The organism is Ruegeria sp. YTSA219 (assembly GCF_059609985.1).
Genome location: NZ_JBXWMT010000001.1, coordinates 307443 through 324457 on the forward strand (window position 1 = coordinate 307443; position 17015 = coordinate 324457).

Consider the following 17015-nt stretch of genomic DNA (forward strand, 5'->3'; position numbering starts at 1 on the left):
GAGGATCTGGTGCAAAAACTTCACCTATTTGCCGCGATGGCGTCTGGGTGGCGGGGCCGGGGCCTTGACGCCCCCGCGCTTGCATGACCTGTTAAGCAACGAAAGAAAGAGGGTTCCATGACGCAGCAAGATTCCATTGATACCGTGCAGCAAATGCTGGGCTCGCAAGGTTACGTTTGCGGTCGGGCCTTGGCGACAGTGGTGTTTTTGTCGCTTAAACTGGGCCGCCCGCTATTTCTAGAAGGTGAGGCAGGCGTTGGAAAAACCGAAATCGCCAAAGCGCTGGCCGCTGGTCTGAACCGTCGCCTGATCCGCCTGCAGTGTTATGAAGGGTTGGACGCATCCTCGGCGGTTTACGAATGGAATTTCCCGGCGCAAATGGTGGCGATCCGAACTGCCGAAGCCTCGGGCGGCGCTGACCGGGGTTCGTTGCAGACCGAATTGTTTTCTGACGACTACCTGATCGAGCGTCCGTTGCTGCAGGCCATGCGCCCGGATGAAAACGGGGCTCCCGTCCTGTTGATTGACGAACTTGACCGCACGGATGAACCGTTCGAGGCCTTCCTGCTGGAAGCGCTCAGCGATTTTCAGGTCACCATTCCCGAATTGGGCACTGTCAAAGCGCCGGAGCCACCGATTGTTATCGTTACATCGAACCGAACGCGAGAAGTGCATGACGCCCTGAAACGCCGTTGCCTGTACCATTGGGTCGATTACCCGGATTTTGACCGTGAAATTGAAATTCTGAACGCCCGCGCACCCGAGGTCGCAGAGGCGCTTAGCCGAGAGGTCGTCGCCTTTGTCCAACACCTGCGCACAGAGGATCTGTTCAAGAAACCAGGCGTGGCCGAGACCATCGACTGGGCCAAATGCCTGCTGGCGCTGGACGTCATCAACCTTAGCCCCGAAGTGATCGGCGACACGCTGGGGGCGATCCTGAAATATCAGGACGATATCCAGCAACTGCAAGGGTCCGAGGCGAAACGTATTCTGGATGAAGCCAAGGCGTCGCTGGAACCTGCCTGATGGCTGAACAGCTCCCTCTCGACATCCCCGACAACCCAAAACTGGCGCAGAATATCACTCATTTCGCGCGGGCTTTGCGCAAGGCAGGGCTGCCGATTGGCACCGGGCGGGTCGTGGATGCGATCCGGGCGGTTCATGCTGCGGGTTTCTCGGAGAAGCGGGATTTTTACTGGACGTTGCACGCTTGTTTCGTGACCCGACCCGAGCATCGGGCAGTATTTGCGCAGATTTTCCGCATGTATTGGCGCGACCCACGTTACATGGAACACATGATGTCCATGATGCTGCCCGCGATCCGCGGCGTTCAGGAAGAGCGCAAGGCCGAAGCTGCAGAGAAACGCGCGGCCGAGGCTCTGCTGGACGGCGTCGAACGGGACTTGCCTGAAAGCTCTGACATCGAGGAAGAAACTGAGCTGGAGATAGATGCGTCGCGGACCGCGTCCTCGGAAGAACGGTTGCGCAATCTAGACTTTGAGCAAATGAGCACCGAAGAAATTGCCTTGGCCAAGCGCATTCTGGCACAGCTCAAATTGCCGGTAAAACCAATCGAGTCGCGCCGAGGCCAAGCCAGCCACTTTGGGCATCGGATCGACCGCGCCCGCACGCTGCGCGCATCCATGCGGCAGGGTGGTGAACTGCGGGACATCGCGTATTTGAAGCCGAAACAACGGTGGCCGAACCTTGTCGTTCTCTGCGATATTTCAGGATCTATGAGCCAGTACTCTCGTATCATCCTGCATTTCCTGCATGCGGTTTCAAACGTCAAAGGCGCGGGATGGGCCAAGGTTCATGCGTTTACATTCGGTACGAGGTTGACGAATATCACCCGGCACCTGCGCCAACGCGATGTGGATGCTGCCCTGTCGGCAGCAGGGGCCGAGGCGCAAGATTGGGAGGGTGGCACGCGGATCGGGGAATGCCTGCACGCTTTTAACCGTGACTGGTCGCGTCGGGTTCTGGGGCAGGGTGCGGTGGTGTTGTTGATTACGGATGGTCTGGATCGGGGCGAACCCGAGGTGCTTGGAAAAGAAATCCAGCGCCTGCATCTGTCAGCCCGCCGTTTGATCTGGCTAAACCCTTTGTTGCGCTGGGATGGCTTTGCGCCAAAAGCGCAGGGGGTGGCGGCGATGCTTCCCCATGTTGACAGCTTTCGGGCCGGCCATTCCATTGCGTCGCTGGAAGATCTGGCCAAAGTCATCTCAAAACCGGATGACATGGGTGAGAAAGCGCGGTTGATGGCCGCGCTTTCGAAGTAGGTCTCAACCAAGCTGTTCTTCGTTGCACTTACGCGCCATTTCCATCGCTTTGTACGTACCGGTCAGATCAACGGTGAAGGCGAATTCCTTTTCGGGGAACACAACCATAACTTTCTGTTTGGCAAGGTCTTCGGCAAACTTGGGGTCATCCGACAGCACATAGCCACCCGAATAGCCTTTGGTGATGTTGCCCTTCATGCCGGTGGCTTCTCCAAGATACAGGTTTTCGCCCAGCAGGATCGCCACAGCCTCGGTTTCGCCACGCTTGATGTTGGTTTCAGCTTTGGTGAATACGCCAACATATCCCACGCCGCGGTCTTCGGTCAGGCCCATTTGAACCACGTTTTCCGCGTTATCAACAGCTTCGATCAGGCAGGATTTCTTGTCTTCGTCGATGAAGATTTTCCATCCGTCCACTTCGCCATAGCGCAGGAAGGTATCTGCGCTGGCCACTGTCGCCGCTAGCATTCCCAATACCGATCCGAGTGTAATAATGTGTTTCAAGTCTCTGTCTCCTTTTGAAAATTATCTGCGTCACAGCTGCGCATGATCCGCGTTTAGGTCAGAATCGGGAGGGCTGGCAATCAATGCATTGGATGTTCGGCTGAAACCCGCGGGGCTTTGCATAGCATTTGGAATTTCTTTCAAGGCCCATGAGTTAGCCTGATGGCTTACTTTTCATCCTGCCAAACCTGCCTATGTTGGTGCGGGAAACGCCAGGAGGGCGATATGGACAGATTCGACAACAGCCCCGAGACTGCTCTGGATTGGTATGAAACGGGAAAGCCAGTTGCGCTGGCTACGGTTGTTCAGACCTGGGGCAGTGCCCCCAGACGTGTTGGCGCTCAGCTTGTGATAGCAGGTGATGGCCGCTTTGAGGGGTCGGTATCGGGTGGTTGTGTCGAAGGTGCGGTTGTCGTCGAGGCGTTGGAAGCGATCGAAGAGGGTGAAGCGCGCCTACTTGAATTCGGGGTCAGTGACGAAGATGCTTTTGCGGTCGGGCTGGCCTGTGGCGGAACAATTCGGGTACTGGTCGAGCCTATTGGATCGGTCCTTCCTGAAAGCATATTGCGCGATCTGGTCGCTGCACGCGCGCAGCGCGAGCCTGTGGCTTATGAAGTGAATATCGAATCCGGCCATCGTGCGTTGCAGCGCGATCGTTATCCCGAACGCATGCGCATGGACCGGTCCGGTTTCGAAGAGGATGCGAAGACATTTGTTTCGGTCCACAATCCGCCCTTGCGGTTGATAGTGGTCGGGGCCGTTCATATTGCTCAGGCCCTGGTCCCGATGGCGCGAATTGCGGGATACGACCCTGCGATTGTGGATCCACGAGATGCGTTTGCAACCGCCGCAAGATTCCCTGAGGAAACCGTGCTGACGGATTGGCCGGATGAGGCCGTTGCAAAGCTTGGAATGGATGCGCGAACGGCTGTTGTCTTGCTGACCCATGATCCAAAACTGGATGATCCCGCGTTAGAGGCCGCCCTGAGAGCCGGGGTGTTCTATATTGGGGCGCTGGGGTCTAATCGAACGCATGCGAAACGCGTCACCCGGATGAAAGAAGCCGGATTTACTGAAGGGCAGATTTCACAGATTCACGGTCCCGTAGGCTTGGATATCGGTGCCGCCGATCCTGCGGAAATTGCGGTTTCCATATTGGCCGAAATGACTGCGGTGTTGCGGGGCAAAGCATGAAGTTTGGCTCGGTTCCTTTGCGCGAGGCCGCTGGTGCAATTCTGGCGCATTCAGTGAAAGCCCAAGACACAAAGCTGCGTAAGGGCCTTTTGCTCACGCAAACTCATCTGGATGAAATGGCCGCCGCCGGGTTGACCTCGGTCACTGTTGCGCAGCTGGAACCCGGTGATTGTCACGAAAACGACGCTGCCCGGAGTTTGGCAGAGGCTTTGGCCCCGGACCCGGCAACCGTGGGATTGCGCGTCACCGAGCCGTTCACAGGGCGCGTTAACCTCTTGGCGAGAGGCCCCGGAGTCGCTGTTCTGGACGTACAGGCGCTGGAAGCGTTCAACTTGGTTAACCCGATGATTACCGTGGCCACAGTACCCCAATATCAACAGATGGGATCAGGCGGGATGGTGGCGACGATCAAAGTCATTTCTTATGCCGTCCCCGGCGAAGATGTGGCGCGTGCCTCGGCGCTGGCACAAGGGGCGGTGCGCCTGTCTGGCCCGGTGTTTCGCAGTGCCGGCCTGATCGTCACAGACATCCCCGGAGGTGTTTCGAACGACAAGGGTATTGCCGCAATCCGAGGGCGAGTCGAAGCCCTGGGTATGGGTTTGGATGACATTCGGGTGGTGCCACATGAGATTCAGGCGCTGTCTGCTGCATTGACGGACGTCAAAGGGGATATTGTCCTGATCTTGACGGGCTCAGCAACTTCGGATGCACATGATGTCGCGCCGCAGGCTGTTCGTGTTGCAGGCGGTCAGGTGGATCGGTTTGGAATGCCGGTAGATCCGGGCAACCTGTTGTTCTCCGGTCTACTTGACGCCAGACCTGTAATCGGTTTGCCGGGGTGTGCGCGTTCTCCCGCACTGAACGGTGCGGATTGGGTTTTGTCGCGCGTGGCTTGCGGGATTGAAACGACAGCGGCGCATATTGCAGGCATGGGGGTCGGTGGATTGCTCAAGGAAATCCCGACCCGGCCACAGCCACGCGCATCTATCAAGCGGTAAGGCGTTTGACATCAATTTAAGGCCCAGATCAGGCCGCTTTGTTCGGCATTGTGATCTGTCCTAAACGGCGCCCTGCGAAATTTTTGTTCTCAAACAATAAGTCCCGTGTTTAACTCGACAGAGAAAAATATGACATGGGAGGAACTTATGACACAGGTCACCATGACCGTGAACGGGAGGTCTGTTAGCGGAGAGGTTGAGGGTCGGACGTTGTTGTCTGGATTTTTACGTGATCATCTGTCGCTGACCGGAACGCATGTTGGATGTGACACGGCGCAATGTGGGGCGTGTGTTGTTCATGTGAATGGCGCGGCGGTGAAGTCGTGCAACATGCTTGCGCTGGAAGCAGACGGGTCTGAGGTCGCCACGATTGAGGGCCAGGCCGCTGAGGATGGGTCTTTGAACGTGATTCAGCAGGCGTTTCAGGATCATCACGGGTTGCAATGCGGGTTTTGTACGCCGGGCATGGTGATGAGCGCCGCCGCCTTGCTCAAAGAGAACCCGCGCCCGAGCGAAGCCGAGATTCGAAAGTATCTGGAAGGCAACCTGTGCCGCTGCACAGGCTATCACAACATTGTCAAAGCGATCATGGCCGCATCGGGCCAGGACGTAAGCGGCATCGCTGCCGAGTAATACCGACGTAAAGAATTTTCGACGAAAATTCTTTTTCAGGGAGGAGAACAAGCAATGCCCAAAGACAGTGGCATCGGAGCCAGTTCCAAACGGCGCGAGGACGTGCGCTTTTTAACCGGAGCAGGCAATTACACCGACGATATCAACGTGCATGGCCAGGCCTATGTGCATTTTCTGCGGTCCGACATCGCGCATGGCCGGATCAACAGTATCGACACCTCGTCTGCCGAGGCCATGTCGGGCGTGGTCAAAGTGTTTACCGGCAAGGATTTCGAAGGCGTGGGCGGCATGCCCTGTGGCTGGGAAGTGACCGACAAGCACGGCGCACCGATGCAGGAACCTCCGCATCCCATTTTGGCACAGGGTAAAGTGCGCCATGTGGGCGATCCGATTGCTGCTGTGGTCGCCGATAGCCTGGAACAGGCCCGCGACGCGGCTGAGGCGATCGAGCTTGATATCGAGGAGCTGCCCGCCGTGATCGACATGAAGGCCGCCGCGCAAGAGGGCGCGACGCTGGTCCATGACGATCTGAAGAACAACATCTGCTATGATTGGCAGTTGGGCGAAACCGATGATGCCAAGGTCAATGAGGTCTTTGCCAATGCGGCCCATGTCACCACGCTGGATCTGGTGAACAACCGTCTGGTTGCCAATCCGATGGAGCCGCGTGTGGCGGTGGGCGAGTACAGCCGCGGCACCGAAGAATACACGCTTTATACCACGTCGCAGAACCCGCATGTGATCCGCCTGTTGATGTGTGCCTTTGTTCTGGGTCTGCCCGAACACAAGGTGCGCGTGGTCGCGCCGGATGTGGGTGGCGGCTTTGGCACCAAGATTTTTCACTATGCCGAAGAGGCATTCTGCACCTTCGCCGCCAAGGCTTGTAACCGTCCGGTCAAATGGACCTCGAGCCGGTCCGAGGCGTTCATGTCTGACGCGCATGGGCGCGACCATGTCGGACAGATCGAACTGGCGCTGGATGCGGACAATAACTTTATCGGTCTGCGCACCAACACCTATGCAAATATGGGTGCGTATCTGTCGACCTTCTCCAGCTCGGTACCGACATGGCTGCACGGGACGCTGATGGCGGGCAACTACAAGACGCCGGTCATTCAGGTCAACGTCAAGGCGATGTTCACCAATACGGTCCCGGTGGATGCCTATCGCGGCGCGGGCCGTCCTGAGGCGACGTTCCAGTTGGAGCGGGTCGTGGACAAGGCAGCGCGTGAACTGGGTGTCGATCCGATCGCCCTTCGACGGCAGAACTTCATCACCCAGTTCCCCTATGACACACCGGTGGCGCTGACCTATGACACAGGCGATTATAATGGGACGATGGACAAGCTTGAGGCCGCTGCTGATCTGGCAGGCTTTGCCGCGCGTCGCGCTGAAAGCGAGGCCAAGGGCAAGCTGCGGGGTCTGGGCGTCAACTGTTATATCGAGGCTTGCGGCATCGCGCCGTCGAACATCGTTGGTATGCTGGGGGCCCGTGCGGGTCTGTATGATGCGGCGACTGTCCGGGTGAATGCCACCGGCTCGATCAGCGTCATGGTAGGTGCCCATAGCCACGGGCAGGGGCATGAAACGGCTTTCCCGCAGGTTGTGGCGGACATGATCGGTATCGACGAGTCGATGATCGAGATCGTGCATGGCGACACGTCGAAGATTCCGTTTGGCATGGGCACCTATGGCTCGCGGTCTTTGGCGGTCTGTGGATCGGCGATGGTCAAGGCAACCGAGAAAGTGATCGACAAGGCCAAGAAGATCGCTGCGCATCTGTTGGAGGCGTCCGAGGCTGATATCGAGCTGAAGGACGGTCAGTTCAGCGTGGCAGGGACCGACAAGTCGGTGGCCTGGGGTGATGTCACCCTGACGGCCTATGTGCCGCATAACTTTCCGCTGGAGGTCGAGCCCGGGCTGGAGGAGACCGCCTTTTATGACCCGGCCAACTTTACCTTCCCGGCTGGCGCCTATGCCTGTGAGGTCGAGGTTGACCCCGAAACCGGCCGGGTCACCATCGAAGCCTTCACTGCCGCTGATGACTTTGGCAATATCGTCAACCCGATGATCGTGGATGGTCAGGTGCATGGCGGCATCGGTCAGGGCATCGGTCAGGCATTGCTTGAAAACTGTGCCTATGACGAAAACGGTCAGCTGCTGAGCGCATCCTTCATGGACTATGCCATGCCGCGTGCCGATGATGTGCCGTTCTATGCGGTGGACCATTCCAGCCAGACGCCCTGTACGCATAACCCGTTGGGTGTGAAGGGCTGTGGTGAGGCCGGGGCAATCGGTTCACCACCTGCGGTGGTCAACGCGGTGCTGGATGCGTTGAATTCAGGCGGCAAAGCCATCGATCATATCGATATGCCGGTGAGTCCATCGCGTGTCTGGACCGCGATGCACGGGTGAGAGGTTGGGGTGCGAGGGGTCAACCCCTCGCGCTCCCCGAGATATTTATAGCCAGATGAAGGGCGGATCAGCGCCTTTCGGAAAGGAAGACGAAATGTACAATTTCGAATTTGAGAAACCCTCGACCATAGCCGACGCGGTTGCCGCTTTAGGGGCTGAGGATGCGCAGGCGTTGGGTGGTGGGCAAACCCTGATCCCGACGCTGAAACAACGATTGGCTGCGCCATCGGCACTCGTCTCGCTCAGCGGAATTCCCGAAATGCAGGGCGTTTGTGTTGGGGATGACGGGTCGGTTTCTATCGGTGGCGCAACGCCGCATGCAGTTGTTGCGCAAGAGGCGGCGGGATCATACCCGGCGCTGGCCGCATTGGCCGGTCAGATCGGTGATCCGGCGGTGCGCAACCGCGGCACGATTGGCGGCTCGGTTGCGAATAACGATCCGGCGGCCTGTTACCCGGCGGGTGTGCTCGGATCCGGGGCCACGATCGTGACCAACGCCCGTCAGATTGCGGCGGATGCGTTTTTTGATGGCATGTTCTCGACCGCACTGGATGAGGGTGAGATCATCACATCCATCCGCTTTCCGGTGCCACAGGCCGCGAGTTATCAGAAGTTCTTGCAGCCAGCCTCGCGCTTTGCGTTGGTGGGTGTCTATCTGGCCCGGTTCGCCGACGGTGTGCGTGTGGCGGTCACGGGCGCCAGCGAGGATGGGGTGTTCCGCTGGTCCGAAGCAGAACAGGCGCTGAATACTGAATTCCGACCGGACGCGTTGATGGGGCTGAACATCAACCCGGCCAACATGATCGGCGATCTTCATGGCAGCAAAGCGTATCGCGCGCATCTGGTCAGTGTGATGACCAAGCGGGCTGTGCTGGCCTGCATGTAAGTAAATCGGCTTTTAGTCGCAAAGCCTCGGGGTGTGTCCCTCGGGGCTTTTTCTATTTTCGGCGAATTTTCGGAAGCTTGTTTGGCTGCCAATAGGCTCCGGTATCTTCGCGCGCCTTTTGATAGGCCTCAACGCGGTGCGCTGCTGTTTTGCCACCGGCGTCAAATAAATGGCCGATGAGACATTCCAACACAGCCATGACACCGGTAAAGCTCGAGGTGTGATGTTGTGACCTTGTGCTGACGTTAAAGGCGACATCCGGCTCGACACCCGGCGCAATGACTTCGCTGTCCGAGATCAGGATGACCCGAAGCCCCTTTTCCCGGGCGAACCTTATGGATTTAATCGTCTCCGCAGAATAGGGGCTGACCGTGATTGCCAGCAGACAGTCCTTGTCATCGGCATCCAGCAGGTCATCCGTGGCCGAGCCGATGTGGCGCGGTATTAGTTGAATACCGGGGTGCGCCATGCGCCCGGTATAGGAAAAGTAATAGGCCAGCGCGTAACTGGCGCGGGTGGCGGTCACGAAGCAACGGCGGGACCTGAAGATATGGTCAACGGCTAGATGCGCTGTCTCGGGCCTCATCAATCGCAGGGACCTGACGACGACATTCTGTTCGTTGCGGGCAAGTCTGGCTTGAAGCTGACCATGGGCGCCGTCCGCTTGCATGTGGGTTTGCCAGGACGCGCCAAGGAATTCTTCGGTATCCGTCGCCAGGTTTTGCCGGAACGGTGCGCGAAAGGCTTGAAACCCGCCAAAACCCATATGCTGGGCCAGTCGGACAAGGACATTTGCACTGACACCGATCTTCTCGGCAGTTACCCGTATCGGGTCGAGGCCGAAATCCGCGGGGTGATCTACGATGTATTTGGCTGCCGCCTGAAGTCTGGGCGGCATCTGGTCGATGTTTTTCCTCAAGTTATCTGTCAGCTGGCGTTGGGTCTCTGTCATGAAAAAACATATGTTATGAAAGAAGAAGGTGTAAAACATAGGCCGCTTGCATAGATGCGGCAACAGGTAATCGGGGGCAGGGAATGTCACAGCATCGGTCGAAATCTGAACCCTACATTCTGGCGGCGCCCAATGGTGCGCGCCGAGGTGCGGCAGATCACCCAGCCCTGCCTGTCACAACCTCGCAAATTCTTGAAGCGGCCAGAGCATGCCATGAGGCCGGTGCGGCCGGTCTTCATCTGCACATTCGGGACACAGAAGGCCGTCACTCTTTGGACGCGGGACAGTATCTGGAAACACTTGCCGAACTTCGGCGGCGGGTTCCGGCTCTGGACATCCAGATCACAACCGAGGCGGCAGGGATTTTTGATGTAAGCAGCCAGTTCGAATGTCTGAAGAAGGTTAGACCGGCTTGGGCGTCGATCTCGGTTCGCGAAATCGCGCGCGATAACGATCTGGCTGACCGGATCTATGGTCTTTGCGCGGATCAGGGGACGCGGGTTCAGCATATTCTTTACGACGCTGAAGATGCGGCCCTATTAACACGGTGGCAATATCGTGGGGTTGTCCGCAAACAACAATCCGACCGTTTGCTTGTTCTGGGGCGCTATCGGACTGATCAGGAATCAAAGCCCTCGGATCTGGATGCGTTTCCGGACGGGGATTCGCCTTGGATGATCTGTGCCTTTGGAAAACGAGAGCATGACTGTTTAATACATGCGGCGTCCTTGGGCGGTGATGTCCGGGTCGGATTTGAAAACAGCATCGCAGACCGGAACGGAGACACTTGGGACAATAACGCCGCCTCAGTCGCGGCCCTTGTCGCCAGATTGAAAGAGGATAGATCATGAGCCACGTTTTCCCACGCCATACGAAATCTCAGCTGCCGGTCGCGGTTGGCGGCGAAGGCTGCTATCTGATCGATGCTGACGGTAAGCGGTATCTGGATTGCGGTGATGCTGCTGTGTCCTGTCTTGGCCACTCAAACCGGGCGGTGATCGAGGCGGTTCAAAGCCAGGTTGAAAAGATCGCCTTTGCGCATACCGGGTTTATGACGTCCGAACCTGCCGAAGCCCTTGCGGACCTTCTGATTGATCATGCGCCCGGGGATTTGGATCGCGTTTATTTCGTATCCGGAGGGTCCGAAGCAACAGAGGCCGCCATCAAACTGGCACGGCAGTATTTTCTTGAGATCGGTCAGCCCGAGCGCCGCCATGTCATCGCGCGCCGCCAAAGCTATCATGGAAATACTCTGGGGGCCTTGTCAGCGGGGGGAAATGCCTGGCGCCGTGCGCAATTCGCACCGATGCTGATCGAAATGACCCATATCGCGCCCTGCTACGAATATGCCGAAAAGAAAGATGGTGAGAGCAGCCACGCCTATGGTCAACGGGTGGCCGATGAGTTGGAGGCCGAAATTTTGCGTCTTGGCCCTGAAACCGTCATGGCGTTTATGGCCGAGCCAGTCGTGGGGGCAACGCTGGGGGCGGTCCCGGCGGTCGAAGGGTATTTTAGGCGCATACGTGAAATCTGTGATCAATATGGCGTTTTGCTGATCCTGGATGAGGTCATGTGCGGAATGGGGCGCACCGGGCATTTGTTTGCCTGCGATCACGATGGAATTGCCCCGGATATTCTGTGCATCGCCAAGGGTTTGGGGGCGGGTTATCAACCCATCGGCGCAATGTTGTGTACGAGCCGGATATATAAGGCGATCCAAAATGGGTCAGGGTTTTTCCAGCACGGGCATACCTATGTCGGCCATCCGGTGGCAACTGCAGCGGCATTGGCGGTGCTGAAGGAATTGACGAGCCAACAACTGCCCCAGCGCGCCGAGTTTATGGGACAGAGACTGCAATCTGCGCTGGAAACTGCGTTCAGCGAGCACCCTAATGTCGGCGATATTCGGGGCCGCGGGCTGTTCCGCGGTATTGAGCTGGTCTCGGATCGGGCCGGAAAAACACCGTTTGATCCCGCACTTGGTCTCGCGGGCAAGATCAAGAAGGCGGCATTGAACGCTGGTCTGATCTGTTACCCCATGTCTGGCACGCGCGATGGTCGAAGTGGCGACCATATTCTGTTGGCACCGCCTTTCATTATCGACGACGCACAGATTGAGGAATTGGTTGAAAAGCTGGAGGCCGCACTCAAAGCCGCGATCTGACGCTCTTTTGATCTGACTTTCTCTTTTTACTCAATAGGGTATCGACAAAAGGTCAAATCCTGAAGGAGCGATGATGATTGTCGACATCTGGAAGAGTTTTCGGGACTTGCCCGCCTGGGTACAGATCTGGTTGGTGGTGCTGCTCATCCCGACCAATCTGGCACCTCTGGCGTATCTGGATCAGCCAAATGGTATTCTAATCGCAGCACTCTCAATCGGTGGGATGGCATTGAATCTTCCGATCATGCTGGCGACACGAGGGATGAGCAAAGCGATGGCATTTCCGCATCTAATATGTTGGGTGCCAATGGTTTTCGTCGTGATTGCAGTATTTGCAAGCGAAGCCGAACTGGCGACTGGATATGCGAAATTTCTGGTGTTTCTACTGGTTATTGACCTGATTTCGCTGGCATTTGATGTGAATGACGCAAGGGTCTGGTTCAAAAGCCGAAGCGCAAAATAAAACCCCCTCAATCCGAGGGGGTTTCGAATAACTCAGTTGTCGCAAGGCTTACTTCTGCGGCAGCGGGCCGATCATCATGATCATCTGACGGCCTTCCATCTTGGGCATGTTCTCAACCTTGCCGATTTCCTTGGTGTCCACGGCAACACGTTCCAGCAGCTCACGGCCCAGATTCTGGTGTGCCATCTCACGACCACGGAAGCGTAGAGTCACCTTTACCTTGTCGCCGTTTTCAAGGAATTTGAACACGTTGCGCATTTTGACTTCATAGTCATGAGTATCGGTGTTGGGCCGGAACTTGACCTCTTTCACCTCAATGACTTTTTGCTTTTTGCGCGCTTCGGCCTCGCGTTTCTGCGTTTCGTACTTGAATTTACCAAAGTCCATGATTTTGCAAACCGGAGGGTTTGCATTCGGCGAAATCTCGACCAGATCCAGGCCGGCTTCGTCCGCGAGTTGCATGGCTTTGGCGGGATGAACCACCCCGACATTTTCACCTTCGGCGCCGATAAGGCGAATTTCGGGGGCACGGATCTTATCATTGACGCGCGGGCCGGTGTCTCTCTGAGGCGGCGCGTTGTGAGGTCTGCGAGCTATGGGTTCATTCCTTTGATGATTGCAGAATTTCAAGCCCGGAATTTAGACTGGGCTGCGGGACGTTTCAAGCGGCATAAGTGACCACCAGCGTGAATTTCCCATGATATTCCCGCGTTTTTGCCGATCTGATGTCGCATATCAGACCGGCAAACCGGATTAGCCAACAAAGGCCTTTTCAATGACGAATTCCTTGGGGTCGGAATTTGCGCCTTCGCGCAGTCCGAAATCCTCGAGGATTTTTTTGATATCCAGGTTGAAAGCCAATGATCCGCAAACCATCGCGCGGTCCGTATCCGGCTGGATGCCGCCCTCAATCCCCAGATCGGCAAATACTGTGCCGTCTTTCAACAGCTCGGTAATGCGGCCCATTTTGGGGCTCTGTTCGCGTGTGGTGGTCGGGTAGTAACGAATCTTGTCCGCAAAACCTTCGCCCATCAGCTCAGCCAGCATTTCGTCCTTACGGATGTCTTCAATCAGTTGGCGACCATATTCCAGTTCGGCCATTTCGCGGCAGGTATGGGTGATTATGACCTCATCATAATCCTCATAGGTCTGTGGTTCGCGCAGCAGAGAGGCGAAGGGTGCAAAGCCGGTGCCGGTGGCAAAGAACCACAGGCGCTTACCAGGCAGCAGGGCGTCATGGACCAGCGTGCCAACCGGCTTGGGCCGCAGGATGATCTGATCGCCTGGTTTGATGTGCTGAAGTTTCGAAGTCAGCGGGCCGTCCTGTACCTTGATCGAATAGAACTCAAGCTCTTCATCCCAGGACGGCGAGGCGATGGAATAGGCGCGCAGCAAGGGTTTGCCGTTGTCGCCCAGAAGGCCGATCATCACAAACTCGCCCGAGCGGAACCGCAAGGACGCGGGGCGCGACACTTTGAATGAGAACAGGCTGTCAGTCCAATGCTTGACGTCTGTCACAGTCTGGGCGTCCGGCAGAACGGGGGCCTTCACGGCGGTTGCTTCGGTCACGGGTTTCATCTCTGTCATCGTTTCACTGCCGGTGGAGTAAACCGACATCTCCGTTTAATCTTTGATCCAAGTCAGGAAAAGGGGGCTCTTGCCCCTACGTTCCTATTTGAGGCTGCGAAAGGCGGTTTTAGCCGCGCAGGCGGGCCTGATAGTTGTTGTCCTGCCAGTTGGCGCGAGCCACCCACTGATCTTCGGGCTGGCGATCGGCCAGAGTGTCTTCAATCTCGACCTCATCAAAGCCGCTGCGCCGCGCCATGGCATACTGGTCGGCCAAGACATGGCCTTTGGCGCGCAAGCGACCGGTATAGCCTTTCAGGCGCAGGGTCCGCGCGATGGTAAAGCCGCGCCCATCCGCAAAGGACGGGAAATCGATGCGCACCATCTTGGCGCAGCCCAGCCGTTCGGCAAGCTCATCGGGATCCGTGTCCGAGCTGACATCCAGCGCGACCACATCATTGGCCGCGTCTTCCAGCGTGACATAGCCATCAGTCCAATCATCGGGGGCGAACCCCTCATCGGTTACGATAACGTTCATGTGTTCTCTCCGGCGCGCATCATCTTGCCATCTACAAAATGAATGCCGCATTCTTCCTTGTTCTGATCGCGCCAGCGTCCGGCGCGGGGGTCTTCGCCCTGTTTGACCGGCGAAGTACAGGGCGCACAGCCGATCGAAGGGTATCCTTTGGCCACCAGCGGGTGCCTGGGCAAGTTGTTCTCTTCCATATAGGCGCGCACATCTTCGGGCGCCCAATGGGCCAGCGGGTTGACCTTGATCCGGCCTGTGCCGTCCTCGACCTCAAAGAAATCAAGCGTGGCGCGGGACCCTGCCTGAAACCGTTTGCGCCCGGTGATCCAGCCATCATATCCCAACAATGCCTGTTGCAGCGGGAAGGTCTTGCGCAGGTTACAGCACGCATCCATGTCCCGCAGACGCAGCGCGCCATAGGGGTCGTCGCGTTGAACATCTTCGTCATCCGCGCGGATGATCTTGACGTTTCGCAACCCCAACCGCTCGCTCACCTCCTGCTGATACTCCAGCGTTTCGGTGAACAACATCTGCGTGTCGATGAACAGCACCGGGGTCATCTTGTCGACCACGGCCGCCATATGCAGCAACACCACCGATTCCGCACCGAAACTTGAGACCAGAGCGAGATCATCGATCTCTTCCATTGCTCCGTGCATCACGTCATGCGCACTGTGGTGGCGGAACCGGGCGTTCAACTCACTAACCCGTTCGGTCAGTTCACGTCTATCCCGGCCCAGTTCAGTCTGGATCAGATCAAGCGGCATTCGCTCGCGCCTCGGGGTAGAGGGCCGCCTTGAACGGAGTCATTCCGACACGGCGATAGGTCTCGAGGAAGGTTTCTTCGGCACCCTCACGCTGCTCCAGATAGGTTTCGACGATGCGCTCAACGGCCGGAACGATCTCATCATAGGCAAAGCCCGGACCCGTACGATCACCGATTGCGGCGTTTTCCGTGCCGTCACCACCCAGAGTGATCTGGTAGTTTTCGACGCCTGCACGATCCAGACCAAGAATGCCGATATGGCCGACATGGTGGTGACCACAGGCGTTGATGCAGCCCGAGATCTTGATCTTCAGGTGGCCGATATCATGCTCCAGTTTGAGGTCTTCGAACCGGGTGGCGATTTCCTGTGCAACCGGGATCGAACGCGCCGTTGCGAGCGCGCAATAGTCCATGCCAGGGCAGGCGATGATGTCGCTGATCAGGCCGATATTGGCGGTGGCCAGCTCGTATTCTTTCAGTTTGGCATGGATCGCGGGCAGGTCCGATTTATGGACATGCGGCAGGATCACGTTCTGCTCATGACTGATGCGCAGCTCGTCATAGGCGAATTCTTCGGCCAGATCGGCCATCACGCGCATCTGCTCGGCAGTTGCATCACCCGGCGTCGCGCCGTGCTTCTTGATTGAGATGGTGACAATCGCGTGGTCCGCATTCTTGTGCGGCGCGATGTTAGTATCGACCCACGAGCGGAAGACCGGGTCGTTGGTGTATGCACCTTCAAACGACGCAACCGACGCTTCGCGGAAGGTGGGTGCAGCGAAGTGGCCCTTGATCTCTTCCAGCAGGTTCATATCCGCGCCTTTGAACTGCGGGCGGACCTGCAGGAAACGCTCGTTCACCTTGGCGCGGATGGCGTCGATGCCGTGTTCATGCACGGTGATCTTGATGCGCGCCTTGTACTTGTTGTCGCGGCGGCCGATTTGATTCCAGACCGAAACAGTGGCTTCTAGGTAAGCCAGCAGGTCGTCAAACGCGACGAAGTCAGACAGTTCCTTGCCTATCATGGGCGTACGGCCCAGACCGCCGCCTACGATGACGCGAGCACCCAGTACGCCGTCACGCTCGACCAGTTGCAGGCCGATGTCATGCGCCTTGATAACGGCGCGGTCATTCTCGGACCCGGTGATGGCGATCTTGAACTTACGCGGCATGAACTGAAATTCCGGGTGGTCGGTCGACCACTGGCGCAGGAGTTCCGCATAGGGGCGCGGATCGGCGACCTCATCCGCGGCGGCACCGGCGAAATGGTCGGCGGTTACGTTGCGGATGGTGTTGCCGCTGGTCTGGATGGCGTGCATGCCAACCTCGGCCAGCGCGTCCAGCATATCCGGGACGTCCTGCAACTTGGGCCAGTTGTACTGGATGTTCTGACGGGTGGTAAAATGGCCATAGCCCTTGTCCCACTTTTCAGCCAGCAGGGCCAGTTGGCGCATCTGCGCGCTGTTCAGCGTGCCGTAAGGAATGGCGACCCGCAGCATATAGGCGTGCAGCTGCAGATACAGGCCGTTCATGAGGCGGAGCGGCTTGAACTCATCCTCGGTCAGCGAACCGTCAATGCGGCGCTCGACCTGGGCGCGGAACTGTCTGTTGCGTTCTGCCAAAAATGCTGTGTCGAACTCGGAGTAGCGATACATGATTAGCT

The 17015-nt window shown here is 57.4% G+C and carries 17 protein-coding genes; 10 read left to right on the plus strand and 7 right to left on the minus strand.

Annotated elements, in window-relative coordinates:
- Positions 1-117: 117 nt before the first annotated feature.
- Both AC2FFB_RS01525 and AC2FFB_RS01530 read left to right on the plus strand, forming a co-directional pair.
- The gene (locus tag AC2FFB_RS01525) at positions 118-1026 is read left to right on the plus strand and encodes an AAA family ATPase (RefSeq protein WP_271946832.1); all 909 of its coding nucleotides are present in this window, start codon (positions 118-120) and stop codon (positions 1024-1026) included.
- The gene (locus AC2FFB_RS01530) at positions 1026-2282 is read left to right on the plus strand and encodes a vWA domain-containing protein (RefSeq protein WP_496822635.1); all 1257 of its coding nucleotides are present in this window, start codon (positions 1026-1028) and stop codon (positions 2280-2282) included. The genes AC2FFB_RS01525 and AC2FFB_RS01530 overlap by 1 nt, the downstream gene beginning before the upstream one ends.
- Before the next feature lie 3 nt (positions 2283-2285).
- Here the strand turns inward: AC2FFB_RS01530 and AC2FFB_RS01535 are convergent, their stop codons facing one another.
- Entirely contained in the window at positions 2286-2786 is a 501-nt protein-coding gene (locus AC2FFB_RS01535; RefSeq protein WP_496687864.1) for a hypothetical protein, read from the minus strand.
- A 225-nt stretch (positions 2787-3011) separates the two neighbouring features.
- On the opposite strand from AC2FFB_RS01535, the gene AC2FFB_RS01540 reads away from it, so the two are divergent.
- From AC2FFB_RS01540 to AC2FFB_RS01560, 5 genes are all read left to right on the plus strand, one after another.
- Positions 3012-3980 (plus strand): XdhC family protein, encoded by a 969-nt coding sequence (locus AC2FFB_RS01540; RefSeq protein WP_496712592.1) that lies wholly within the window; start codon positions 3012-3014, stop codon positions 3978-3980.
- Positions 3977-4978: a molybdopterin-binding protein gene (locus AC2FFB_RS01545; protein ID WP_496874413.1), complete on the plus strand. Its 1002-nt coding sequence runs from the start codon at positions 3977-3979 to the stop codon at positions 4976-4978. Before AC2FFB_RS01540 ends, AC2FFB_RS01545 begins: the two co-directional genes overlap by 4 nt.
- A 147-nt stretch (positions 4979-5125) precedes the next feature.
- Positions 5126-5611 carry a (2Fe-2S)-binding protein gene (locus AC2FFB_RS01550; protein WP_142634109.1) on the plus strand — a complete coding sequence of 162 codons (486 nt, stop codon included), beginning with the start codon at positions 5126-5128 and terminating at the stop codon, positions 5609-5611.
- Between the two features lie 54 nt (positions 5612-5665).
- Positions 5666-8026 (plus strand): xanthine dehydrogenase family protein molybdopterin-binding subunit, encoded by a 2361-nt coding sequence (locus tag AC2FFB_RS01555; RefSeq protein WP_496874414.1) that lies wholly within the window; start codon positions 5666-5668, stop codon positions 8024-8026.
- Between the two features lie 94 nt (positions 8027-8120).
- On the plus strand, positions 8121-8912 hold the full coding sequence (locus AC2FFB_RS01560; RefSeq protein ID WP_142634105.1) for an FAD binding domain-containing protein: 792 nt from the start codon (positions 8121-8123) through the stop codon (positions 8910-8912).
- A 52-nt stretch (positions 8913-8964) separates the two neighbouring features.
- Here the strand turns inward: AC2FFB_RS01560 and AC2FFB_RS01565 are convergent, their stop codons facing one another.
- On the minus strand, positions 8965-9864 hold the full coding sequence (locus AC2FFB_RS01565) for a MurR/RpiR family transcriptional regulator (RefSeq protein ID WP_496712587.1): 900 nt from the start codon (positions 9862-9864) through the stop codon (positions 8965-8967).
- 83 nt (positions 9865-9947) lie between these two features.
- Here AC2FFB_RS01565 and AC2FFB_RS01570 point away from each other — a divergent pair, with 83 nt between their 5' ends.
- From AC2FFB_RS01570 to AC2FFB_RS01580, 3 genes are all read left to right on the plus strand, one after another.
- Positions 9948-10715: a beta-keto acid cleavage family enzyme gene (locus AC2FFB_RS01570; RefSeq protein WP_281972178.1), complete on the plus strand. Its 768-nt coding sequence runs from the start codon at positions 9948-9950 to the stop codon at positions 10713-10715.
- Entirely contained in the window at positions 10712-12028 is a 1317-nt protein-coding gene (locus tag AC2FFB_RS01575) for an aspartate aminotransferase family protein (RefSeq protein ID WP_496712585.1), read from the plus strand. The genes AC2FFB_RS01570 and AC2FFB_RS01575 overlap by 4 nt, the downstream gene beginning before the upstream one ends.
- Before the next feature lie 73 nt (positions 12029-12101).
- A complete protein-coding gene (locus AC2FFB_RS01580) occupies positions 12102-12491 on the plus strand; it encodes a hypothetical protein (RefSeq protein ID WP_281972176.1) in 390 nt (129 codons plus the stop codon).
- A 48-nt stretch (positions 12492-12539) separates the two neighbouring features.
- On the opposite strand, the gene infC is transcribed toward AC2FFB_RS01580, so the two are convergent.
- From infC to AC2FFB_RS01605, 5 genes are all read right to left on the minus strand, one after another.
- Positions 12540-13121: a translation initiation factor IF-3 gene (gene infC / locus AC2FFB_RS01585; protein WP_246097134.1), complete on the minus strand. Its 582-nt coding sequence runs from the start codon at positions 13119-13121 to the stop codon at positions 12540-12542.
- A 123-nt stretch (positions 13122-13244) separates the two neighbouring features.
- A complete protein-coding gene (locus AC2FFB_RS01590) occupies positions 13245-14078 on the minus strand; it encodes a ferredoxin--NADP reductase (protein ID WP_496712641.1) in 834 nt (277 codons plus the stop codon).
- A gap of 109 nt (positions 14079-14187) precedes the next feature.
- Complete coding sequence (locus AC2FFB_RS01595) at positions 14188-14595, minus strand: DUF934 domain-containing protein (protein WP_142634095.1); 408 nt, start codon at positions 14593-14595, stop codon at positions 14188-14190.
- A complete protein-coding gene (locus AC2FFB_RS01600; RefSeq protein ID WP_271946855.1) occupies positions 14592-15353 on the minus strand; it encodes a phosphoadenylyl-sulfate reductase in 762 nt (253 codons plus the stop codon). The genes AC2FFB_RS01595 and AC2FFB_RS01600 overlap by 4 nt, the downstream gene beginning before the upstream one ends.
- A complete protein-coding gene (locus AC2FFB_RS01605) occupies positions 15343-17007 on the minus strand; it encodes a nitrite/sulfite reductase (protein WP_496712582.1) in 1665 nt (554 codons plus the stop codon). The genes AC2FFB_RS01600 and AC2FFB_RS01605 overlap by 11 nt, the downstream gene beginning before the upstream one ends.
- Positions 17008-17015: the final 8 nt, after the last annotated feature.

Bases quoted from the DNA above. Each gene is read 5' to 3' on its own strand.
- AC2FFB_RS01525 (WP_271946832.1), top strand. From the start codon at position 118: ATGACGCAGCAAGATTCCATTGATACCGTGCAGCAAATGCTGGGCTCG.
- AC2FFB_RS01530 (WP_496822635.1), top strand. From the start codon at position 1,026: ATGGCTGAACAGCTCCCTCTCGACATCCCCGACAACCCAAAACTGGCG.
- AC2FFB_RS01540 (WP_496712592.1), top strand. From the start codon at position 3,012: ATGGACAGATTCGACAACAGCCCCGAGACTGCTCTGGATTGGTATGAA.
- AC2FFB_RS01545 (WP_496874413.1), top strand. From the start codon at position 3,977: ATGAAGTTTGGCTCGGTTCCTTTGCGCGAGGCCGCTGGTGCAATTCTG.
- AC2FFB_RS01550 (WP_142634109.1), top strand. From the start codon at position 5,126: ATGACACAGGTCACCATGACCGTGAACGGGAGGTCTGTTAGCGGAGAG.
- AC2FFB_RS01555 (WP_496874414.1), top strand. From the start codon at position 5,666: ATGCCCAAAGACAGTGGCATCGGAGCCAGTTCCAAACGGCGCGAGGAC.
- AC2FFB_RS01560 (WP_142634105.1), top strand. From the start codon at position 8,121: ATGTACAATTTCGAATTTGAGAAACCCTCGACCATAGCCGACGCGGTT.
- AC2FFB_RS01565 (WP_496712587.1), bottom strand. From the start codon at position 9,864: ATGACAGAGACCCAACGCCAGCTGACAGATAACTTGAGGAAAAACATC.
- AC2FFB_RS01570 (WP_281972178.1), top strand. From the start codon at position 9,948: ATGTCACAGCATCGGTCGAAATCTGAACCCTACATTCTGGCGGCGCCC.
- AC2FFB_RS01575 (WP_496712585.1), top strand. From the start codon at position 10,712: ATGAGCCACGTTTTCCCACGCCATACGAAATCTCAGCTGCCGGTCGCG.
- AC2FFB_RS01580 (WP_281972176.1), top strand. From the start codon at position 12,102: ATGATTGTCGACATCTGGAAGAGTTTTCGGGACTTGCCCGCCTGGGTA.
- AC2FFB_RS01590 (WP_496712641.1), bottom strand. From the start codon at position 14,078: ATGACAGAGATGAAACCCGTGACCGAAGCAACCGCCGTGAAGGCCCCC.
- AC2FFB_RS01595 (WP_142634095.1), bottom strand. From the start codon at position 14,595: ATGAACGTTATCGTAACCGATGAGGGGTTCGCCCCCGATGATTGGACT.
- AC2FFB_RS01600 (WP_271946855.1), bottom strand. From the start codon at position 15,353: ATGCCGCTTGATCTGATCCAGACTGAACTGGGCCGGGATAGACGTGAA.
- AC2FFB_RS01605 (WP_496712582.1), bottom strand. From the start codon at position 17,007: ATGTATCGCTACTCCGAGTTCGACACAGCATTTTTGGCAGAACGCAAC.